General features: G+C 49.6%; 21 protein-coding genes. 15 read left to right on the top strand and 6 right to left on the bottom strand.

From position 1 onward, the window contains the following. Positions 1-36 precede the first annotated feature (36 nt). The 10 genes from ACEN8J_RS02650 to ACEN8J_RS02695 all read left to right on the top strand — a co-directional run bounded on the left by ACEN8J_RS02650 (position 37) and on the right by ACEN8J_RS02695 (position 10,812). A complete protein-coding gene (locus ACEN8J_RS02650; RefSeq protein ID WP_069011017.1) occupies positions 37-1,413 on the top strand; it encodes a preATP grasp domain-containing protein in 1,377 nt (458 codons plus the stop codon). A 17-nt stretch (positions 1,414-1,430) separates the two neighbouring features. Further along, positions 1,431-1,676, top strand: coding sequence for an acyl carrier protein (locus ACEN8J_RS02655; protein ID WP_029518328.1), 246 nt, complete (start codon positions 1,431-1,433; stop codon positions 1,674-1,676). Continuing rightward, positions 1,669-2,799: a hypothetical protein gene (locus ACEN8J_RS02660; protein WP_039272632.1), complete on the top strand. Its 1,131-nt coding sequence runs from the start codon at positions 1,669-1,671 to the stop codon at positions 2,797-2,799. Before ACEN8J_RS02655 ends, ACEN8J_RS02660 begins: the two co-directional genes overlap by 8 nt. A gap of 69 nt (positions 2,800-2,868) precedes the next feature. Next, entirely contained in the window at positions 2,869-3,861 is a 993-nt protein-coding gene (locus tag ACEN8J_RS02665) for an ABC transporter ATP-binding protein (RefSeq protein ID WP_029518330.1), read from the top strand. Beyond that, positions 3,851-4,657 (top strand): ABC transporter permease, encoded by an 807-nt coding sequence (locus tag ACEN8J_RS02670; protein ID WP_029518331.1) that lies wholly within the window; start codon positions 3,851-3,853, stop codon positions 4,655-4,657. The genes ACEN8J_RS02665 and ACEN8J_RS02670 overlap by 11 nt, the downstream gene beginning before the upstream one ends. A gap of 1 nt (position 4,658) precedes the next feature. Beyond that, on the top strand, positions 4,659-5,471 hold the full coding sequence (locus ACEN8J_RS02675; protein ID WP_029518332.1) for an ABC transporter permease: 813 nt from the start codon (positions 4,659-4,661) through the stop codon (positions 5,469-5,471). A 49-nt stretch (positions 5,472-5,520) separates the two neighbouring features. Continuing rightward, complete coding sequence (locus tag ACEN8J_RS02680) at positions 5,521-7,053, top strand: hypothetical protein (RefSeq protein ID WP_495594219.1); 1,533 nt, start codon at positions 5,521-5,523, stop codon at positions 7,051-7,053. Positions 7,054-7,070: 17 nt separating this feature from the next. Continuing rightward, positions 7,071-8,231: a hypothetical protein gene (locus ACEN8J_RS02685; protein ID WP_029518334.1), complete on the top strand. Its 1,161-nt coding sequence runs from the start codon at positions 7,071-7,073 to the stop codon at positions 8,229-8,231. After that, complete coding sequence (locus tag ACEN8J_RS02690; protein WP_495594220.1) at positions 8,228-9,316, top strand: Gfo/Idh/MocA family oxidoreductase; 1,089 nt, start codon at positions 8,228-8,230, stop codon at positions 9,314-9,316. The genes ACEN8J_RS02685 and ACEN8J_RS02690 overlap by 4 nt, the downstream gene beginning before the upstream one ends. Positions 9,317-9,399: 83 nt before the next feature. Further along, positions 9,400-10,812: a type III PLP-dependent enzyme domain-containing protein gene (locus ACEN8J_RS02695; protein ID WP_495594221.1), complete on the top strand. Its 1,413-nt coding sequence runs from the start codon at positions 9,400-9,402 to the stop codon at positions 10,810-10,812. 214 nt (positions 10,813-11,026) lie between these two features. Here ACEN8J_RS02695 and ACEN8J_RS02700 read toward each other — a convergent pair whose 3' ends face one another. The 3 genes from ACEN8J_RS02700 to efeO are packed head-to-tail and all read right to left on the bottom strand — an operon-like array spanning position 11,027 to position 15,128. Beyond that, positions 11,027-12,856: an FTR1 family iron permease gene (locus tag ACEN8J_RS02700; protein ID WP_495594222.1), complete on the bottom strand. Its 1,830-nt coding sequence runs from the start codon at positions 12,854-12,856 to the stop codon at positions 11,027-11,029. 24 nt (positions 12,857-12,880) lie between these two features. Then, on the bottom strand, positions 12,881-14,245 hold the full coding sequence (gene efeB, locus ACEN8J_RS02705) for an iron uptake transporter deferrochelatase/peroxidase subunit (RefSeq protein ID WP_495594223.1): 1,365 nt from the start codon (positions 14,243-14,245) through the stop codon (positions 12,881-12,883). A 4-nt stretch (positions 14,246-14,249) separates the two neighbouring features. Next, positions 14,250-15,128: an iron uptake system protein EfeO gene (gene efeO, locus ACEN8J_RS02710; RefSeq protein ID WP_025721876.1), complete on the bottom strand. Its 879-nt coding sequence runs from the start codon at positions 15,126-15,128 to the stop codon at positions 14,250-14,252. Between the two features lie 304 nt (positions 15,129-15,432). Between efeO and ACEN8J_RS02715 the strand changes: the two genes are divergently transcribed. From ACEN8J_RS02715 to ACEN8J_RS02735, 5 genes are all read left to right on the top strand, one after another. After that, on the top strand, positions 15,433-15,660 hold the full coding sequence (locus tag ACEN8J_RS02715) for a helix-turn-helix domain-containing protein (protein ID WP_007431813.1): 228 nt from the start codon (positions 15,433-15,435) through the stop codon (positions 15,658-15,660). A gap of 429 nt (positions 15,661-16,089) precedes the next feature. Beyond that, complete coding sequence (locus tag ACEN8J_RS02720; protein WP_029518339.1) at positions 16,090-16,572, top strand: hypothetical protein; 483 nt, start codon at positions 16,090-16,092, stop codon at positions 16,570-16,572. Between the two features lie 141 nt (positions 16,573-16,713). Beyond that, entirely contained in the window at positions 16,714-17,205 is a 492-nt protein-coding gene (locus ACEN8J_RS02725; RefSeq protein WP_013311697.1) for a hypothetical protein, read from the top strand. An 86-nt stretch (positions 17,206-17,291) separates the two neighbouring features. Continuing rightward, entirely contained in the window at positions 17,292-17,555 is a 264-nt protein-coding gene (locus tag ACEN8J_RS02730) for a hypothetical protein (protein ID WP_029518340.1), read from the top strand. Between the two features lie 64 nt (positions 17,556-17,619). After that, positions 17,620-18,006 (top strand): hypothetical protein, encoded by a 387-nt coding sequence (locus ACEN8J_RS02735; protein ID WP_176715708.1) that lies wholly within the window; start codon positions 17,620-17,622, stop codon positions 18,004-18,006. Positions 18,007-18,078: 72 nt separating this feature from the next. On the opposite strand, the gene ACEN8J_RS02740 is transcribed toward ACEN8J_RS02735, so the two are convergent. From ACEN8J_RS02740 to ACEN8J_RS02750, 3 genes are all read right to left on the bottom strand, one after another. After that, entirely contained in the window at positions 18,079-19,434 is a 1,356-nt protein-coding gene (locus ACEN8J_RS02740) for a dipeptidase (RefSeq protein ID WP_495594224.1), read from the bottom strand. Between the two features lie 190 nt (positions 19,435-19,624). Next, positions 19,625-19,801, bottom strand: coding sequence for a YjfB family protein (locus ACEN8J_RS02745; protein ID WP_165148697.1), 177 nt, complete (start codon positions 19,799-19,801; stop codon positions 19,625-19,627). Positions 19,802-19,857: 56 nt separating this feature from the next. Continuing rightward, positions 19,858-21,828: a methyl-accepting chemotaxis protein gene (locus ACEN8J_RS02750; protein WP_069011024.1), complete on the bottom strand. Its 1,971-nt coding sequence runs from the start codon at positions 21,826-21,828 to the stop codon at positions 19,858-19,860.

Genomic DNA, 21,828 nt, shown 5'->3' on the forward strand with positions numbered 1-21,828 from the left:
GTTACTGGATGGAAGAGAGAGGGATGATGATAAGTCGTGACGACTAAAACAATTAACCTTGTGGAAGCGCTTGCGGATGAACGGGACCATGGAGTCCTGATTTGGCTGTTTAATATCGGTGCAGAGCAAGTATGGCATCCATCCCCCCGCAAGGGGGGCATGGTAGACCGGGATGAACAGCAGGTCGTAAATCGGATGGAGGAAATGAACCTTCTGCTATGTCGAAGTCAGGATGTCATTGTACTTCGGGAATATCCGGATGAGGCGTTTCTGGACATGCTTCAACGGTTGGGCTTTAGCCTGCCGCGTATTGAGGTGCCAGAGCCTTCTGATCCGCTAACGCCGATTTCAGAGCTGGTGCTGGCGGATGAGGCGCTTTTGGCACGACTGCGTACGGTTGCAGATGCAGGCCACAGCAGCAGTGGAGCCAAAGCGTGGCTCGTCCCCTATGCGGTCACACCGCAGGAGGAAGCGATTGCGGAGCTTTGCGGGCTAGAGTTGATTGGCGCTCCATCCGCGGTCAGTGCTCAGGTGAATGATAAAATATTCAGCCGCCTGACCGCGCAAAAGCTTGGTTTTGCTGTCAGCGAAGGCGCTGTATGTACAGACGAATCGGCGATCCGCAGGGAGTGTGCCAGACTGGCTGACTTATCGGATGGACCTGTGAAGCTGATTATCAAGCAGCCGCACGGTGCCTCGGGACAAGGCATGTATATGCTGGACGAGCTGTCCAAGCTGGACACGCTGCTGAGTGTGATGAGGCGCTTTGGCGGCTCGTCGCCATCATCCGGCGGCTGGCTGGTGGAGCGCTGGCACAATAAGCAGATGGATCTGAACTACCAGCTCTGCATTGACGAGGGCGGTGGTGTGACGATGTTTTCGCTAAAAAGGCAAAATGTGGACGGCACCGTATATATCGGATCTCAAGTGCCGGCTGAGATCGGAGATGCGCTGGAGGAAGAAGTGAGACGCTGCGCCTATCAGCTGGGTACGTATCTTTATTCTATTGGATACACAGGAATGGCCTCTATTGACGGTTTTGTTGACGAAGAAGGTTTGCTGGTTCCAGTCATTGAGATAAATGGTAGATTTACGTTGTCTACCTATATTTCGTTTTTGTCATCCGTCCTGGGAGAGCAGCACAAAACATTATCCCGTTATTATCGCAACGTTACCGCCACACCTCTCACCTACAGCCGCTTGTGCGGGCTGCTCGCGGAGGAGGGCTTGCTCTATACGCCCGAACGTCCAGAAGGGGTGTTTGTGTATACGGCGGGTACATTGTCTGGTATTCCTGTGAAGCGGGGCTATGTGAACCGGATTTTCACACTTATTTTGGCAGACAGCTGGCAGGAAGCTGATGCGTATGCGCACAAATTGGAAGGTATCATTGCTGGATTAGGATGCTCATAAATGGGAGGGAATCAAGAATGAAAACAGATGTATACCATGTAGTACCCTTGCTGGAAAAGATTTTGAAGCTGGCTCCGGGCGAGCTGGAACAGTTGACTCCGGATCAAGATTTGCGAACCTTGGGGCTGAATTCCTTATCCGCTGTGGAATTAATCGTAGAGTTGGAAAATGAGCTTGATATTACGATGGAGGACGACGATCTAGTGCTGGAGCATCTATCTACACTGCAAGGCATTGAGCGTCTGCTGAGCAAATATGCATAAGGGCGCCGAAAAGACAAGGTTGATGCAGGGATCCGATATGGAGACTCGTCAAAATTCCGTTGTGGACTATGGTGCAGAAGAAGTGGCAAACGCTCTTCCAGGGAAGCATTGTGTATATTCTTCCCTGCGTACCTCATTGCGGAGGTACGGGGTGACCATGGCCGAATCCGAGCTATTCATGCTGTGTGGGAGTATGTGCGCAGAGTATGGTGGAGATTTGAAGCGCTTCGGGCCTGAGAAATATCCGGAGCAGCTTCAAGAAATGGCAGCCAGTGGTGGACCTGTTATTCGGGTGGAACCGTGGGTCGCTGGTGTCAGTGATGAAACCGACCTGTTGCGGGTACTCACATCGGGCTACGGTACCATGCTGCATACGTCAAGCACCGCTTTAACCTATCACGATGTATATGTGAAAAATTACCCAAGGGGCCACGTGATAGAGTTGTGCGGATTGGACTTGCAAGAACGGACAGCACAGGTGAATGATAGCTTCCTGCTCGATTCCTCGGGACATGCCATGACTTATGTGGGCTCAGCCCGGCTCGACGATCTGATGCAGGGCATTATTGAGTATGCATGGCTGGTGGAGCAGCCTGCCCCGCTTTCGCCAAGTGAGATGCATGCTGCGTGTGCTCACCATATACGACAGTATTTGACTGGACACGAAGCCATCTGGAGAGGCGTACCTACGTCTAATGAGTCGGTCAGTCAAACGGGGAAAGCTGTAACAGGCAAGCAGGTCAAGCGGGGAGATGAGGGGTACCGGGCATTTGTTGATGACTTCCGTCTGTTGGCAGACATGGAGGATCAGGATTTTCGGACGTACTGTCATGAAATCTATTACAATCTGCGATTGGGCAGTGCTCTTCATTTGACGGATTATACAGCTGATTATTGCCTGCTGCACCAAGCCACGCTGGGGCCACAAACACAGCATGTAATTGAATTGGCACAGGGGCTGTACGCGGATTGGCACAAGCTTAATCTGCATATTTACAAAACAGGGCTTCAACTGCGCAAGCATCGGATGCCTGAGATTACGGAACGAGCTTTGCATTTAATTGAAAGACAGCGGCATATGCTGGAGGAACTGATGATTTTAGCAGAGCAAGCAGCCGAGTAGTCCAAGCATTCGGTCGTATCAGACCGTTCATCCAGGTGTCCTGCACAGAGGAAAGAGGAGGGGGATTAATTGCCGTCCATTACATTAAACCAATTGTCGAAAACATTTACGTACTACAAAAAGGAGCCGGGCGTGCGCAAATCGTTGCAAAACTTGTTCAGGCGTGAGCAGCTGACCAAAGAGGCTGTGCAAAATGTCAGCTTTAGCATTGAGGAGGGGGAAATTGTCGGATTTCTCGGTCCAAACGGGGCAGGCAAAACAACGACGCTCAAAATGCTGTCTGGCATTCTCCATCCCACGGACGGGGAGGCATCGGTACTCGGCTTTACCCCGTGGAAACGACAAAAAGAGTTTAAACGTCAATTTTCCATTGTAATGGGACAGAAAAACCAGCTCTGGTGGGATTTGCCTGCAAGCGAGTCATTCGAGCTGAACAAGCTTATCTATGAAATCGATGAAAACCGTTATAAAGAGGCACTGGATGAACTGGTCACTCTGCTTGGGGTGGAGGAGCAGCTTCATGTGCAGGTTCGGCGGCTGTCTCTCGGCGAGCGTATGAAAATGGAACTGATCGCCGCGCTGCTGCATCGTCCACGGGTCATTTTGCTGGATGAGCCGACCATCGGACTGGACCTTGTTTCTCAGCGGCGAATTCGAGAGTTTTTCAAAGCCTATAACCGCACGCACCGGACGACCATCCTGCTGACAAGCCACTATATGAAGGATATTGAGGATTTGTGCAGTAGATCCATCATTATCAGCGGGGGCAGATTGGTCTATGACGGAGACTTACACAAGGTGAACGAGGTCATCGGTGCCCGTAAATTGCTCAAGGTTCGACTGGAGACCCCTGTATCCAACCTAACGTTGGCGAGCCTCGGCAAACTTCGCTCCAACTCGGAGCTGGAGGCGGTATTCGAGCTGGATGCAGAAGATACCTTGGCTTGGTCCAAAAAGATTTTGGACGCACTGCCTGTCGTTGATTTTACGATTGAGGACGTCCCGCTGGAAGAGGGGATAGCCAATTTGTACGATGGGGGCAGGCTGGCCGATGCGAAATAACAAATATGTGAAGGTACTCCAGCTCGGCATGCAAAACGAAATGGAGTATCGGGCTAATTATTGGCTCCAAATGGCGGGATTTATGCTGCCCATCATGACGCAAATTTTTCTCTGGCTAGCTGTATTTGGTTCTTCGGGACAAGCAAGAGTGCTGGGTTATTCTCTGCCAGAAATGCTAGTGTATGTGGTCATGGCGGGAGTCACTGGAAAACTGATTGCTACGGGCTTTGAATACGAAATTGCTACAGATATCAAGGAAGGTGGACTGGCAAAATTCATGGTACAGCCTGTGCATTATTTCGCTTACCGTTTTTGCCGGTTTATCGGAGGCAAAGTCATACAGTCCGCGGTCGTGCTGCTGGCGGCTGCTATTTTGCTGTTATGTCTTAGCCTGGAAGGACAAATCAGCTTCGGGCTATCGTACATCTTGCTTTACATATTGGCGTTGCCGGGAGCGCTTGTGCTTAATTTTGTGGTTTATTATGCGTTGAGCGGCATAGCCTTTTGGGTGACGGAATCGGCGGGACTATTTTATACGCTGTCGCTTGTCATTTACGTAGCTAGCGGTACCGTGTTTCCGTTGACGATTTTTGGAGATGTTTTGGCCCGTCTGTTCAGTCTGCTACCGTTCAGCTACACCGTATTTTTTCCGGTGAATGCGTTGACGGGCAAGCTGACTGTACTGGAAGCCGCTAAAGGCATTGGCGTACAATGGCTCTGGATTGTAGCGCTGGCGGCCCTATCACGCTGGGTGTGGCAAGCCGGGGTCAAACGCTTTGTCTCGGTGGGGGGGTAACATGAAAAATGTTTTCCGAAACGTTAGGCGCTACATCAGACTGTACTGGAAGTTTGTCCAGTTTTCCGTCATGTCGCAGATGGAATACCGCATTAATTTTATAACTGCATTTCTGGTTGAAACGGCTTATTTACTCATCAAGCTGCTGTACGCATCGGTACCATACCGCGCCGGGACGGACATTAACGGCTGGTCTCCTGACGCCATATTGTTATATATCGGCGTGTTTACGATGATGAGCGGATTTTATAGTGGATTGTTCTACAGTAATTTTACAAGCCTGCCTGACAAAATTCGTACCGGCTCACTGGATGTGCTCATGACCAAACCCGTATCGCTGCAATTTATGGTGACACTGCGTCAATTTGAACTGGGCTATACCGTGCCAAATGTAATTGGCGGCGGAATTATGACGGGGATCGGCTGGTATCGACTCGGATTGCCGTTTAATTTTGAAACCGCAGGAGGGTTCTCTGTGCTGCTCGGATGCGGAGTGCTTACGGCATACTCCGTATTTTTGCTCCCCCAACTGCTGGCCTTCTGGATTATCCGCACGAACGGCGTTACGGAGCTGTCCAACAGCATTTTCGAGACAAACTATGTGCCGATGGCCGTGTACAGTAATCTGATTCAGCGTATCGGTTTGTTCGTGCTTCCGGTGTTTGTCATTTGTAATTTTCCGCCCATGTTCATTCTCGGCAAAATGGAACCCGGGTTGGTGGTATGGGCATTTCTCGCACCTCTCTGGCTGCTGGCGATCATCCGCCTGATATGGCAGTTTGCTCTACGTGATTATACGAGCGCGAGTCAGTAGCGCTACCGTGTAGTGGGCCAATAATGAAGCAGGAAAGGAAGCGAATCATATGAATGCGATACCGAATCAGCGTCATTTGTATATGGGAACATTCGAAGCGGAGGCTTACTGGCGGGATGCCCAGTTAGCTTCCCTGCCAGCCCTGCCTGACCGGGCTTCTTCAGCGATTGTAGCAGCCATGGATGAACTGCTGTTCAGCTTTTGCCAGCCGGGAGATGCGTTATTGACCCGTTATGCCATTTCGCCCGTACATCGTCAGTATATCGCGCAGTTGGGCTTTCATCCGGCTGTCAACGAACGGGATTTGACCGATGGCATGGAGCATGCAGGCAATGTATCGACCGCTTCCGTATTTGAACTGCTGGGTAGTCGCAAGGCCGATGCCGGAGAGGGATTTCCTCAACTGGAAGGCTGTGTGCTTAGCCCGTTTGCGGGTTTACCGCATGTGGAGGAGGCTGCACGTGCTTGGGGAATAACACTACATCAGCCACCGCTGGAAACGATTCGCAAGGTAAATGCCAAAACGTATTCCTCTGATCTGAAACGCAGCCTTGGTCTGCGCAACCCGGGTTATATTGTGACTTCGTTTGCAGATGTCGCTGAGGCGGGGCGTAAGCTGCTGCGGGATGGAAGCTTTTTAATCAAGGATGATTTTGGCGTATCGGGCAAAGGAAACCTGCACATTACCTCGACACAAATGCTGGACCGGATCGTGTCGTATTTACGTGGACAGGAGCGCAAAGGCAAACAGGTGCTTTTCCTTTTGGAGCCTTTCCAGGAGAAAGAGCAGGATTTTTCATGCCAATTTACGATTGGTGATAATGGAAGTGTCGATATCATATCTGTACAATGGCTGGCTAACACACAATTCTCCTATCGGGAATCCTTGTCGCCGGACGGGGCTTTTTTGGAGCGACTGGAGCGCGAGGGCTATTTTAGCTTAATGCAGGACGTGGGGCGGCAATTGTATCAGGATGGTTATTACGGCGATGTTTGCATTGATTCCATGACACTTCGTGGTGGGAAGCTGGAGCCTATTATCGAAATTAATGCCAGAAAGTCGATGAGCTTGATCAAGCATCAGCTTGATACTTTTCTGGCCGGAAAAAATATGCGTGGCACGCTGACGAATTATTCACTGTCCCATGATGGCAGTCTATCCTATGAAGAACTGCTGGAGGGGCTGAAAGGTGAAGGATTGCTGTTCACAGGTGAACGTGAAGAAGGTGTCATGCCTCTGGGTGCCAATACGTTATATGTGAACACAGGTGGACGAGATGGCGAGAACAAGATTGTGGGCCATACAAGCACGCCAAGCAGAAATGCAACCGGGCGCGGAGGCAGATCGCCTGCCAAGCAGGTTCGTGTGAGCGGAATTGGGGCCAGCGGTGGCGGATCAGAAGGGATTGGCACGGCTAAGCCGGACTTGAATGGTGAAAAAGAAACCGCTGGAAGCGAACGGGCACGAGGCAAGGGGCGCCTTTATTTGGAACTGGTTGCCGCGAGCGATGAGGAAAAAATGCGATTGACTACAAAGCTGGAGCGTTTTTTGGCAGAGCATCATTTTACAGTGCTGAATTAAACGGGAGGCGTATGAGCATGCGTAGGAGTACCGATAAGCTTATGAAGGTAACGATTTTATGTTCCGGTTTCGGATTGGGCTTTTATACCCCTGGCTTGTTGTTGCAAGCGGGTCTTCGCAGGCTGGGCATGGATACGGCGATTCATGTATTTGAAAATGTACTGCCGGAATCGGCTCGTCTTAAGGTCGACAAAAGCCGCAAAGCTTACCATGACAATTTTGCGGTGGCCTTAATGTCGCAGAAGGTTCCGCAGGATATGCGTAATTCACTGGATCTCGCTGCGATGGAAGTGCTGTTGAACCAATGGATGGAGGAGGATCGGCGGTATTTTATATGCTTATCCGGTCATTGGATGTATGTGTTGGAGGAGTATCGCAAGCGCAGAGAACCTGAGTCGGTGCATGTGGACATCGTGTACATGGATTCGACGCCTTCCCCATCTTGGAAGAATCTAGCCAAGCATAATCCGCATTTTGCAGATGGCTGTGGAGAAACGACCTTTTTTGAAAATGATAACAATAGAGTCAGCTACTATATTGATATTCCGGCTGTGGAGTATGTTCCGTTTGAAGAACGGCAATCCCGCTTATTCGTACATGGCGGCGGTTGGGGGATGGGCACCTACCGTGACAAGGTTGGACGGTTAGAAGAAGCGGGCTGGGAGCTGGATCTGCTGTTGTATGATCAGGATCAACCGGATGAACAGCGGGACAGTATACGCTATTTTCAGATGGATCCGCAGTGGAGGACATGGCAGCGAAATGAAGCCGGGGAGCATACATTTCCACCTTTCGGAGAGGTGAAAAAGGGCGAGAAGACCGTGTATCAGGTCGGACCGGATTACCATAGCATGCTGGACCAAGCCTGTCATGTCCAGGCCATTGTCAGCAAGCCAGGAGGTGGCAGCCTAACCGATTCGTTCGCTACAGCCACTCCACTCATCATGCTGGAGCCATTTGGTGTGCATGAAAAGCATAATGCAGATCTATGGGAACGGCTGGGACTTGGTATGCGGTACGATACGTGGATACAAACCTATGACGGCAGTGCTCAGATACTGGAGGATATGCATCGCAGGATCGTAGAGCTGCGCAGTCGAACGCCGCGTTATATAGAGTCCTATGTGAATAGCATCCAAATGTTAGCAGGCTCACCGGGAATGGAGCAGGGGTCATGAACGCTGCGGCGGCTGCGCAAGAGCCTGCGATGCGAGATATTCGCTTTGGGATCATTGGCTGTTCTGCCATTGCTCCCCGTGCGTTGCTGGAACCGATCCGACATGTTGCAGGGGCACGCGTGACCGCGCTTGCGAACCGGACGGTTGCCAAGGCAGGAGAAATGGCAGATCGTTTTGGCGTCAGTGTCGTTTATCGGCATGCTGAGAATATGCTAAAGGACCCGGAGATCGACGCTGTATATATTGCACTCAGCAACGACTTGCATGCCGAGTGGATTGGCAAAGCACTACGGGCCCATAAGCATGTGCTGGTGGAAAAGCCGTTATGCCTGAATACGGCTGATCTGGCACCCTTGGCAGCTATAGTCGAGCAGAGTAACGTTCACCTGCTGGAGGGTGTCATGGTGCAGCACCATCCGTGGCAGCGTGAGCTGCGGAGGATCGTAGAATCGGGGCGTTATGGTCGTTTATGCTCCATAGAGACGAGTTTATGTATTCCGGCAAAAGAAGGGCATGCGGACAATTACAGATCCCGTCCGGAGCAGGGTGGGGGATGTTTTTGGGATTTAGGCGTGTACTGGCTCCAATTGCTCCAGGCCGTCGTTGGATTAGATCAGGCGGAATTCCACAGTCAATCGGATTTCGATGGTCCGCATGGTTGTGACTGGACATTTCGTGCGCAAGCCCGTTATCCGAGTGGATTGGAGGCATCTGCCCTCTTTTCATTCGAGCGCCCTTATCGCTGTGCTCATGTACTGACCTTTGATTCGGCAGTAGTCACTTTAAAGGACTGCTTTCGAGCAAATTTAGGCTTTTATAAAATGACACTCAAGACGGAGATCAAAAAGAATATCGCGTCAAATATAACGGATGCGGACGCACTGCCTGTGTTATCACAGACATCTTCGCATACCAAAACGGTTTTCGAGCCTATGAACTATTATGTCAATCAGTTGAATACCTTTTGCGGTATCATCCGGGGAGAAGCGGAGCCCATACCATTTCGCGAGGCTGCGGAACGCGTCAGACTGCTGGCAGCCATTCATGAAGCAGCACGCTCGGGCGAGACGATCTATGCAGTATGAGCATGATTGTGTTTTCGAGCGGTGGGAAGCGAATGATGCAAAATACGGAGTATCAAGGCAAAGAGAGGAGGGGAATTCAGTAGATGGATAAAAAGGACGAAGCCTTACTGGAACGATTCGGCGAGCATCCGACGCCATTTTACTATTATGACGGGGACGCGCTGCATGCTCATGTCAGCTCGTTGCTGTCCCGATTGCACCCGGCTGTGCGTGTACATTACGCGCTCAAGGCTAATGGTAACGTAGCCTTGGCTGGGTTGCTACGCTCGTTAGGTTGTGGTGTTGAGATTGCTTCGGCCGGAGAAATGTTCGTCGCTATGGAGGCCGGGTATGCTGCGGAAGACGTGCTGTACGCCGGACCGGGAAAAACAGTAGCCGAGCTGAACGAGGCGATAGCCTATGGAATCGGCTGTATTCATGTCGAATCGGTGAGGGAGCTGCGTCTGCTGGAGGACATTGCGGCCCAAGCGGGCCAGCTTGTCAGGGCAGCGGTTCGCATCAATCCTGATAACGATCTGTCTGGAGCAACGATTAAGATGGGCGGCGTTCCGCGCCCCTTTGGAGTAGATGAAGGACAGCTGGATCACTTTTTTAAGGTGCTGGAAGATTGCCCACACGTCCATTTTCAAGGTATTCAGGTATATACAGGTACGCAAATGTTGAAATCGGATCAGATTTTAGCTTCATTTGCGAATACGCTGCAGTTGGCAGAACGGGTACAGGCTCAGTATGGTGTGGCAATGCATACGGTCAATTTGGGCGGCGGGTTTGGCGTACCTTATTTTGCTCATGAGGAGCCGCTCGATATGGATCACGTCATTGACGGACTGAACGCACTCGCGGAGCAGACCCGAACCCGCATGCCCGGGGTTAAGCTAATCATCGAAAGCGGCAGGTATCTGGTTGCTCAATCGGGCATGTATGTCTGCCGAGCATTGTATACAAAGGAATCCAAGGGAGAGAAGTTTGTCGTGGCTGATGGTGGCATGAATCACTACGCCGCAGCTACTTTTCGAGGACGCCGCATTAGGGACAACTACCCGGTACGAATTATGCGCAGGCAAGTGGGAGAATCGAAAGAACCCAAAGAACGAGAGTTGGAAGCAACCCTACGGATGGGGCAGAGAGACGTTTCTGCTCAAACGGCTGTTGCTGTCGAACAATCATTAGAAGAGGTTGCAAACCGAACAGGAGGGCCTTTGGAAGAAGCATCCATGGAGCTGGAGACGGTAAGCATTGTCGGTCCACTTTGTACGCCCGAGGATTGTATTGTGAAAAAAGCGCAGCTTCCTCCGATTTACGAGGGCGATTATATTGCTTTTCCGAATGCAGGAGCCTATGGATTAAGCTATAGTCCACTACAATTTCTGGGACATGCTACCCCGGCGGAGCTGCTCGATTTTCGTGGGGAGGTACATGTCATTCGTGAACACGGTGACCGCACGGACCTGCTGCGTCATCAGCGCATGATTCCGTTGCCTGAGGATGTGGTATAAGTGAGCATTTTGCATAAATCCCAAGAGCGTTTTTAAATCAGCAATATATAGATCGAAACGCTTTAGTTCGTCTATATATTGTACTTAAGAGCGTTGGGAATCGAATGATGCAAAATGCTGAAGTATGTAAAAAAAACGCCAAACCCATGGGAACCGATACAAATCGGACCTGTGATTTGGCGTTTTTTTACATGATGAGTAGGGTAGTATCGACTTAATGTTGCTTGGAGCTGCGCATTTCCTGACGCACAAGCTGCCATACCATAAAGATCAGTACAGCGATTTGTGGGACAAATGTTTCCCAAGTTGGATACATTCCCAGCCAGCTAATGGACGGAAGCGAGGAGGCAGTGTGCCCCGAAAGCTTGCCAGCCACCTGAAGCGAATGAATACTTTCGCCCAGAAATCGGAATACGAGATAGTAAATCAGTGCAGTGGCAGTCAGGAAAAAGGCGCGAATCGGCAACCGTACACTAAATTTAATGATCGCAAACGCCAGAATGACCAGAATAAACATCGCCGAGCTAATGCCGATCAGCAATTGCGAGGTTTCGATGGCTGGAGCCATACCGACATAAAAGATAGCTGTCTCGGCTCCTTCACGCAGAATTGCGAGCGCAGAAACCGCAAATAGCGACCACAGGCTTCCCCGTGCCAATGCGTTGCCCACGCTGTTTTCCACAAAGCGGTTCCATGCGGCAGCATTGGATTTGCTATGTAGCCAGCTACCAACGGTCAGCATCAGCACGACTGCTACCAGTCCGGTGACACCTTCCAGCAGCTCACGCATGCTGCCCGATGCGGCTGCTGCCACCAGTGTGGTGAACAGCACCGCCAGAATTCCGCTCAGCACCAGCCCCGTTCCAGCTCCTGCCCATATCCATCGTCCAGCCACGGCTTCGCCGCTTTTTTTGGCATACGCCAGCAGAGCTGCGAGCACGAGGATGGCCTCCAGACCCTCACGCAGCAAAATCAGTGCGGCATCCCACGCAGTGTAAGAACGTTCTTCCGTCAACGGACGGAGCCTGTCCAGCATCTGATCAAGAGTCTGTATGGCTTTGTCTGTATTCGGTGGAGAAGACAGCAGATATCCGGAAGCCTCGGTCATTTCATTTTCAATCGCAGTGTAAGACGTCGGATCGGCAATTTGTACATGTCCTTCGACAGAAGGCCACAGAGCGATAAACTGCACTACCTTGTCAGCCGCTTGCTCTGATTGATTAGCTACAGCATCTTGGCGTGCGGATTTGAGCAAGGTGACTGCATCGCCCAAGGAAGCTGTCGAACCATTCGTCGTTCCGGTAGCCGTATTGCCTGTATTCGTTCCTTGACCTGTGTTCATAGATTTGCCCTGACTATAATCAGACAACAGAGTCGTTAATTCCTGCATTTCCCTGAGAGCCTGTTCTTGGCGAATGGGCTCAGCTTGCATGGAGATGCGAATGAGACTGATTTTAGTTTCGAGCGAACTGTATACCGGAAAATTGTCCAAACGAATCGGTGTTTCTACCTGATACCAGGCTTTGACGATTCGGTCGTAATCCACCCGGGCGGCAGCCCAATCGCCTTTTTGCATGGCGGCCAGACTGCCCTTCGCCATGGGAAGCAGTTTTTCCGCTGCTTTGGCTCCAGCCGGGGCTGGTTTGTCCCCTTCGGCAGCAGTGACGTACTCATTGACCGAGCGCGCTAGCACGGATAAGGCAGCTTTCGCTGATTCCCCGCCGCCACTGGCGAGTGTCTGCTCCGCATCGGTGAGTGCTTGATCTACAGTCGCGATGTGAGCTGAATCTCCACCATTTGTCTTGGAGGCCTCCCACAGCGTGCGGAATTCTTTCAGATCCTTGGAGGCTTCCGTCCATTGGGCTTGTCCCGCCTCCACCAGCGCTCCGCCTACTACAGGCATTAGCTGATCATTGGTGACAGCTTTGGCATCTGTTTGTGCAAAAGCGACCGACCCGGAACCGGAAATGAACGGAGTTACGGTCAGCAGCAGAGCAGCCACCAACCCCAACACCCATCCCAAGCTTTTATTACGCCGATTCATATAAATCCCCTTCCTTGCCTGCTGCTAAAATAACGTATCCCCGATGTAGCCGCCTTGCGATACACCTGGGAAGCAGGCGAACACCGCACTGCCTTTGTGTACAATGTATTCGTTCAGCTTGTCATTGCGTGCAAGTTTCTCCTGAATATGAACGAACTGCTTGAACAGATCACGCTGGTAGCTGATGAACAGCAGCCCGGCATCCAGCTGTCCAGTTTGCTTGTCCAATCCGCTTGAATACGAATAAGACCTCCGCAAAATGTTAATGCTCCCGTCCCCATGAGCCAAAGCCACATGAGAGGTAGGAGGCGTAACTGGCTTGCCTTCCGGATTTTTGGCTGCCAGATCAAGCTTGTCCAACTCCTTGACCTTACCGAGTGGGGCCCCGCTGCTGCGATGACGTCCAAAAGTATCCTCCTGGTCGCCCAATGTTGAGCGATCCCACACCTCTACCCGCATGCGTACGCGGCGTACAGCCATATAGCTGCCGTCGCCCATCCATGCTGGTCCGTCACTGGTCTGTGTCCACACCAGCCGATTCATCTCGTCTGCCTTGGAGGTGTCCGGGTTCCCCGTACCGTCCTTGAAGCCCAGCAAATTGCGTGGTGTGCTTCCCGCAGGATCAGCTTGTGCAGTCCGCTGAAAGCCTTCCTGCGTCCAGCGAAGCACCGCCGTTCCTCTGGCGATACGCGCCAAATTACGCAGGGCATGGAAAGCGACCTGCAAGTCATTGGCACATACCTGCACTCCGATATCGCCACCGCACCATTGCTCCTCCAGGGCATCCCCTTGAAAACGGGGCAGCTCACGGAACCCGGCAGGTTTAAGCCCTGCCAGGCCATATCGTCCATCAAAAAAGGATGGGCCCACACCAAAGGTGATCGTCGTGCGGGATGGCGACAATCCTGCCGCCTCGCCCGTATCGGACGGAGGGAGGTTGAGGTTTTCATTATCGTTGCCAAGGAGCACGCCAGAAGTCATTGTAGCGCTTGCTTCCGTCCAGGCTTTGAAGAGGCTACGCACCTGTTCCTTGTCGCTGGTTGTTAGATCGAAAGCGGCGAAGTAGATGAAATCCTGTGCCGGAGTCACAATACCTGCCTGATGCTTCCCGTAAAAAGAGATTACATCTTTGGTATCCGCATCCGTCATCATGCTTTCGAGACGTTGACTGGCTGACAGCACGGCTCCCACGCCCCCGCCGCCAAGCAGGAGACCTAGTCCACCTACCCCGGCCAGCTTCAATAGGTCTCGGCGTGATACGGATTTGCTTTTTCCTGACGGATCATCTTTCACTAGCTTCGCATCCTTTTTTACCAGATCGCCCTGTTCATTATGGGATTCCGCATACTGCGGCTTTTCTTGCCCTTTTTGCCGCTTAAAGCCTTTCATATCATTACACTCCTAACAATTTCCCCATTTGGGACAACGGTTCTGCCAAGGCATCGAGGTTTTGGCTCAGCTTTTTAACTTCTTCCGGTTTCAGTTTTGTATACGATACATAGCCTTCTCCGTCCTTGAAAGGAGCCAACTCCTGCTGTAAGGCCGTAAAGCGCTCACCGATTTGTTTTTCCAACGCGGCATCTTTTTGGTTCAGATCTGTTTTCAAAATGTCATATATCTTTTGTGCGCCCTCTACATTGGCTGCAAAGTCGTACAAATCCGTATGGGAATATCGTTCCTCTTCACCCGTCACCTTCGAGGTAGAGACTTCATTCAACAACTCGACTGCACCCGTTACCATCAGGCTGGCGTCAATATTAACTGTTTCTACTTTGGCGCGCAGCAGCTTGGCATCACTCAGTAGTCGGTCGGAGAACTCGTCCATTCCTTTGGTTGTGTTTTCTTCCCATAATGTTTTTTCAATCCGGTGAAAGCCGCGCCAATCCGCTGCATCCACATCACCGTCACGTGCATCAATATTTGGGTCAAGATCACCCAGCGCTTCTGCAATTGGTTCAATCCGTTCATAGTACATGCGTGCAGGAGCATACAGCGCCTTGGCTTTATCCAGCTCGCCAGCTTTGACCGCGTTCGTGAATTCTTCTGTCTTCTTCACAAACGTATCGCATTGCTCGATGGCATAGGTGCGGTAAGCTGCTACCGCTTGATCAAAATTGGGAGCAGAAGCGGCAGGAGTCGTTGTCTGTGTTGTGGCTCCTGCATCTTTGGTCGTTGCAGCAGGCTGCTGAGTAGCAGTTCCGGTTTGTCCGCAACCTGCGAACAGAATAGAAGAGACCAGCACTCCGGCCGGTACGGCATAACGTAGTTTCATAATCAATGAACACCCTTTCTGGCCAAACTGGCCTTGAACCATAGTCTGTTGCGATATCTATATCAAATTATCATTTTGATAATGATTATCAGTCGCGGTTTTTCTTATCATAAGGCTGGCCCATATGCCTGTCAATACATAAATTAGACGCAGAGTCCAACCGTCCATCGAAGGGAGTTAGTAGGGTGCCTATGCCCATTTTTATCCGCATATTGAACCATACCTAAGCGCATGACATAAAATGTGTTGACTGTATCCCTTAACCTTGTTACACCACACAAAACCCGAGCAAGGAGGGGTGAAATTGACGAAGGGTAACGACCATAAAAACAAGTTTTTGTTAACTCACCGTGAACGTGAAGTATTTGAACTGCTCGTGCAGGACAAAACAACACGTGACATCGCCGGACAGCTATTTATTAGCGAAAAAACGGTCCGAAACCATATTTCCAATGTAATGCAGAAACTGAACGTAAAAGGTCGTTCACAGGCGGTCGTGGAATTAATCAGGCTTGGCGAATTAAAAATCTGACCTCTCGTTCCTTGCGGGGTACAAAGTCTTCTCGATGATCCTTCGACAATGAAGGGTGGTCGGGAAGGCTTTTGTTTTGTGGTATATAAAAAAGTAAAACGATTAAACCGCTGAAATATGTGGGAAATTGCGTGTAAATGATGTACTATATATAGAAGGAAGAAACTACCATTGGAGATCATGGTAAACTAGCAGAAGTGATCAAATCAGAAGAATTACCACAAAGTTATACAAGGCTAGAAATGCATTCGGTGATAGTCTAAGAATATAAATCCCTACAAAAACAGTATTCAGCATGACGACAGGATGGAAGATGGATTGAAGAAGAATCACAAGGCAGAAAAAGCTCGTTGCTTCAGGTAGCCGGAAGTAGCTTTTGCCTAGAGCTACCTGTGGTATATTCTTGATCGGAGGTGAATGTTAAGACATATGACACCCAACCAACACTTGATGACTTATACGCTGAACAGCGGTATAAAGGGAACTGTCGACCTATCCAGTAAGCAGGTGCAGGAATGGATCAAAGCATATCGAATTGGCAGCAAGTTTGTAACGGTTGTGGGAAAACAGTATTTTGGTTTAAACCCTGAGTTGGTAGCAGATTTCAAGGTACATAATGAATACTCGGAGCAGAGAGAACACATATTCATAATACAGCCCGTAATGGAACACAAAGCTGTAGAGCTGGACCCACTGGTAGAGGCGTACAGCCAGTATAAAACATTAATTCAGGTAGAATGTAAATGTGGTGCTTCCTATATAGAAGAGTCACCGCATAAAAGAACCAAGTGGTCATGCAAGGAGTGTAATAACATTGTGTTCCTGGATCGTAAAAAGGGCATGGTGGATACGGATAAAGGCAAGGCGTGGTACATGACCAACAAATACTATGTGGAAAGACAAAGCAACTGACAGATTGTCAGTTGCTTTCTAACCATATACTCACAATTGTTGTGTGCCTACCCAAATGATATAAGTCTTTTGGCAAATAATAAAATTGATGTTTTTTGCGCTTTGTAGTACATTATCAAGTGTATTATAAGGAGGCTTCTCATGTACGGACATAGACAAGATGATACTTTATACATCATGACTTACACATTAAATAGTGGTATCAAGGGCACAGTGCCTTTGTCTAATCAACAGATACAGGAATGGCTTGAGTGTTACAGAATCGGTAAGAAATTTGTAACCGAGATTGGCAAAGAGTACTTTGGACTGCATGCGGAACTGGTGGCTGATTTTAAAGTGCATAATCAGTATTCAAGCTATCAGGAGGTTATTATCCCCATTCAACAACCGGATACTGGCCTAAAAGAGTTGTCCCAGGCTTACAAATCAACAGAAACTTTAATTAAAGTAGATTGCAAATGTGGTACATCGTATGTTACAGAATCTCCCTTTAAGCGGACCAAGTGGTACTGCACCAAATGCCGGGAGATTGTTTTTCTCGACAACAAAAAGGGAATGGTGGATACTTCCAGAGGCAAGGCCCATTATATGACCAATAAGTATTTTGTGGAACGGGAAACAACTGGCGTATAAGCCGGTTGTTTTTTTGTTCGCAAGGTTTGTGTACGTCCTGACTTTTCAAAGCCATTGCGCTATAGTGAAAAAGGGGGCTTATGGAAATGTGGAGTATTTTGCTGAATCACGTTTTGTTGATAGGATTCCTGGCTGTTTTGATTCAACGGATCTATAAGCATCGCTTTCATCAGCAAAATGGTAGCAATTTTCTGCTATGCTTGTGGGGGATCTTGCTTAATCGGTACAATAGCTTGTTTGAACTGACCACGTTATATACGGTGTATACCGTTTTTTTTGCTGTAGGTGCATTGTGGTTTGGAGGTTGCTGGCTTGTGCAGCTATTGGAAAAGGGGAAAGATAAAGCTTGATATAAATGATAGTCAGGTGGTGAACGTCATCCGGGAAGATCATACGAATGGTGCAAGAAACCGCATGAGCACGAACAATGTGTACATACACGAAACGCTTCATTTGGAACAAATCATAAGTGACCTGCGGGTGATGGGCTATGTGGCTTTTCATCATCATCCGCAAATCACAGGTGACCTTGAAGAGCTGGAGGCGTTAAAAAAGCAACTATTGTCGTTTTTCCAACAGCATCATGTATTGTGGATTGAGCTTGACCCGCTAACACAATATGTGGTGGTGAATAACATGGGGAAGGCCACGGTGCTGAAACTCATGGGTCGGAAAATGAACCCGCTACGGGATCTGAGAGCAAACGCTGCTTTGGCTGGACAGCCGCTGCATGAGTTCGATCGGGAGATAGAACGGCTCAATCGGCTGGCTCATCTGTTGCGCTATACCCGTTTTTCTTAAGCGACAGAACTAACGAAAAAAAGCATTCACGAAGCAAGGATGGTGCCATGCTGTGAATGCTTTTTAGTTTACTTACACCGATTTCAAAAACTCCACAATCGTCAGCAGACCCTTGTCAAAATTGTCCAAGTTGAAATGCTCGTTGGGCGCGTGCAGGTTCTCATCTGGCAAGCCGAAACCCATCAGCACGACTGGGGCAGTCAGCACACGGGAGAAAGTCTCCACGATTGGGATGGAGCCTCCATCCTTGGTAAAGAGGGCACGCACACCGTATACCTTCTCAAAAGCATCGGCCGCCGCTTGCAGAAACGCGTGTGACGGGTCGATGTTAAAGGCGTTCGCTTTTTCGCCCTGTTGAATATCCAGGGTAGCTCCTGCCTGAACATGGGCGCGCAAATGGCGCTCGATTTTGTCCAGAATATCTTGCGGGTTCTGGTTAGCCACCAAGCGGCACGTAATTTTAGCGTGAGCTTCTTTCGGAATGACCGTTTTCGTACCTTCCCCTTGGAAGCCGCCGTATACGCCGTTCAGTTCCAGTGTCGGACGAGCCCCCACACGCTCAACGAAGCTGAATCCTTCTTCACCATAGAGGGAATCAAGTGCAAGATCTTGTTGCAGCTTGCTCTCATTGAAGCCTTGCTTCACGAATTCTTCTCTCATCTCTGCCGATAATGGAGCAACATCGTCGTAGAATCCTTCGACGCTTACGCCGCCTTTGTCGTCATGCAGGGTTGCCAGCAAGGACACCAGAGCATGCAGGGCATTCGGCACGCCGCCACCGAAAGAACCGGAATGTAGATCTGTGTTCGCCGTGTGAATGGCAACTTCCAGTGAACATAGACCACGCAAACCTGTGCAAATGGCAGGCTTTCCTTTTTCGATCAAGGAAGTGTCGGACACCAGTACAGCATCGGCAGCCAGACGTTCAGCTCCAGTTTGCAAAAACTCAAGCAAGTTCGGACTGGACACTTCTTCCTCGCCTTCAATGCAAAATTTAATGTTTAACGGCAATTTGCCTTCCTGCTTCAAAATGGCCTCAACTGCCTTAATGTGCAAGAAAACCTGTCCTTTATCATCTGTCGCTCCGCGCGCATACAATTTTCCATCACGGATGGATGGCTCAAACGGTGGCGTTTCCCACAGGTGAAGCGGGTCTACGGGTTGTACATCATAGTGTCCATACACAAGGATCGTTGGTTTACCAGGTGCGTGCAAATGATCCGCATATACCAGCGGGTGCCCTTTGGTCGGAATGATTTCAACGTTTTCCAGACCGGCAGCAGTCAGTTTGGCAGCCAGCCAATCAGCTGCTTGGTTAATGTCCTTTTTGTGCTCCGATAATGCTGAGATACTTGGAATGGACAACCACTCCTGTAACTCGCCCAGTTGTTGCTCTCTGGCTTTTTTAAAATATTCAGAATAACTCATAAACTATGTATCCTCCTTTTTCAATGTAAATCGTGTGAATGTTGCGCTATCCTCCGAACCGAGGTCGTGGACGATATGTCTAGTTTACTACGTTTTATGCTGAACGAGAAATTGGGAGATAAAAAAACGATTCTACCCGGGTCTGTCCAGACCTGAGTAGAATCGCCCTTAACCAAGCATATGCATGTATTTACGCGCGAATGTCCAGTTGACCGCCAAGATGAGGCTGTACGCTTTTTTCCATCATCTGCACTAAGGCCTGTCCTTGTTCACTGGCCTGATCCGTAGCCATACTTAATACCTTCACACTTGCGGCTTGAGCCAAGCTGGCCTGACTCATACCTGTTGATAATGCTGCGATATCCATGTTCCAACCCTCCTTCATTGTGAAGACTCTTTCTCTGTATTTATCGGTTGGAACGGTTATTTTGTTTCATCCAATTGGAATTGTGTCAGCAAATCTTGAAGCTGCTCTGCCAGACGGGTCAAATCTGCGGCAGACGAACCGATCTCTTCCATGGAGGCGAGCTGTTCCTCAGCGGCTGCGGACACGGTCTCCGTATGGGATGCCGCTTCTTCAGCGATGCGTGTAATTTCCTCCATGCTGCTGACGACTGTACTTGTTCCATCTGCGACTCCAGCGGTAGAAGCTGCGACGTTATCCAGCTGCTTCGCTGATTTGGCTACCGCTCTACGGATACGTGAGAAGGAGCGACCGGATAGGTCAATGGAATTGATACCTTCGCTTACGCGTTCCTTGGCGGATTCCATAGCGGTCAGGGCTTCAGATACACCGCTCTGTATTCCTTGAATCTGTTCACGAATTTGTTGTGCGGAATGAGCTGAGTTTTCAGCCAGCTTGCGGACCTCTGTGGCCACGACAGCAAAACCTTTACCATGCTCCCCTGCACGTGCCGCTTCAATAGAAGCGTTCAATGCGAGCAGATTAGTCTGGCTGGCGATTTCCGTAATGACAGTAACAATCGTTCCAATTCGTCCAGATCGATCATTCAAAGCACCGATAATGGTGTCCAGTTCTTCCACGGTAGTGCGAATGCCATCAATGGAAACGACGCTGTTGCCGATATGCTCACTGCCTGCATCCGACGCCTGAATGGCCTGTGCGGAGTAAGTAGTCATTTCAGCCATAGTTTCGGTCATAGCGGTGATGTCTGTTGCCATGCCGCTAACCCGTGTCTGATTAGCTTTAGCACTGCCCACTTGGCGTTCGCTGCCAGCAGCCACATCTTGAATGGCTATGGTCACATGCTCGATAGCCCGGGTCGTTTGTTCTGCACCTGCTGCAAGCTCTTGCGAGGATGCCGACAAATTGCCAGTCATCGCTTGAATTTCTCTAATCATGTTACGCAGGTTATCTACCATTTGTTGAAAATATCTTGATAATTCACCAATTTCATCTGTACTGGTCGTAGCCACGTTAATCGAAAGATTACCTTGGCTGATGGCATCCATAGAATTACGCAATCTTTGGATAGGCTTAAGTATACTGCTGATTAGCCACATTGCGAGCACGCCAATGATGATGGCTGCAATCACCAACACTACGATCGTCGTGATAAGAATCGGTTGGGCGGAGGCACTGGTTTCTGCTTTGTCCATTGTGCCGGCAATTTTCCAGCCTGTCAGCGCATTGGTTTTGAAAATCAGGTGTTTATCTACGCCATTAAGATCGTAATTAAAGCTGCCTTCCTTAGAGTCAAACAGTTTGGGTATTGTTTCTCCCATTTTGGTACTTCCGCTGACTTCTGTCGGGTGGGTAACGATACGTTTGGTACCATCTAATATCATAATATAGCCATTTTGTCCGATTTTTAAATTTGTGATTTCTTTCAAATTTTTCAGGTTCAGGGAAAGGCCGAGAACACCGCTGTTGTCGGGAAGTGTACGTGAAATATACACAACGGGGATCTTAGCCGTATTGAGTCCAACAGGGCTGATTACGGTTTGGCCGGGTTTCTCCAGGGCCTGTTTGTACCACGGGCGCTCACGAGGATCGTTTGTGGAGCCTACGGCTTTGCCAATAATGAGCTTACCTTCGGGGGTTCCTACAAACATATCAACAGCTTCCGCGTGCATTTTCAAATAAACTTGTAATCTTTTTAGAATGGCATCATCTGCTTCAGCACTGTTATCACTAGCCGTCATCGTTGTAGAGTAATATTCGAGATCCGCGATTTTGGCTTGAATCGTTTGAGTAACTGCACGATCGGATGCAGTAACGCTAGTTGTCGCACTATCAAGTAATTGGCGGTCCGTCTGGTTATATGCTGCTTGATAAGAAAAAGAACTTACAATAATACTAGGAACAAGCATGACCAGAAGGAATGCTGCGGTCAATTTCTTGCGTAGTGTTAATGTTTTCAGTCGTTTCAT

This window comes from Paenibacillus sp. Paensp38 (assembly GCF_059491915.1).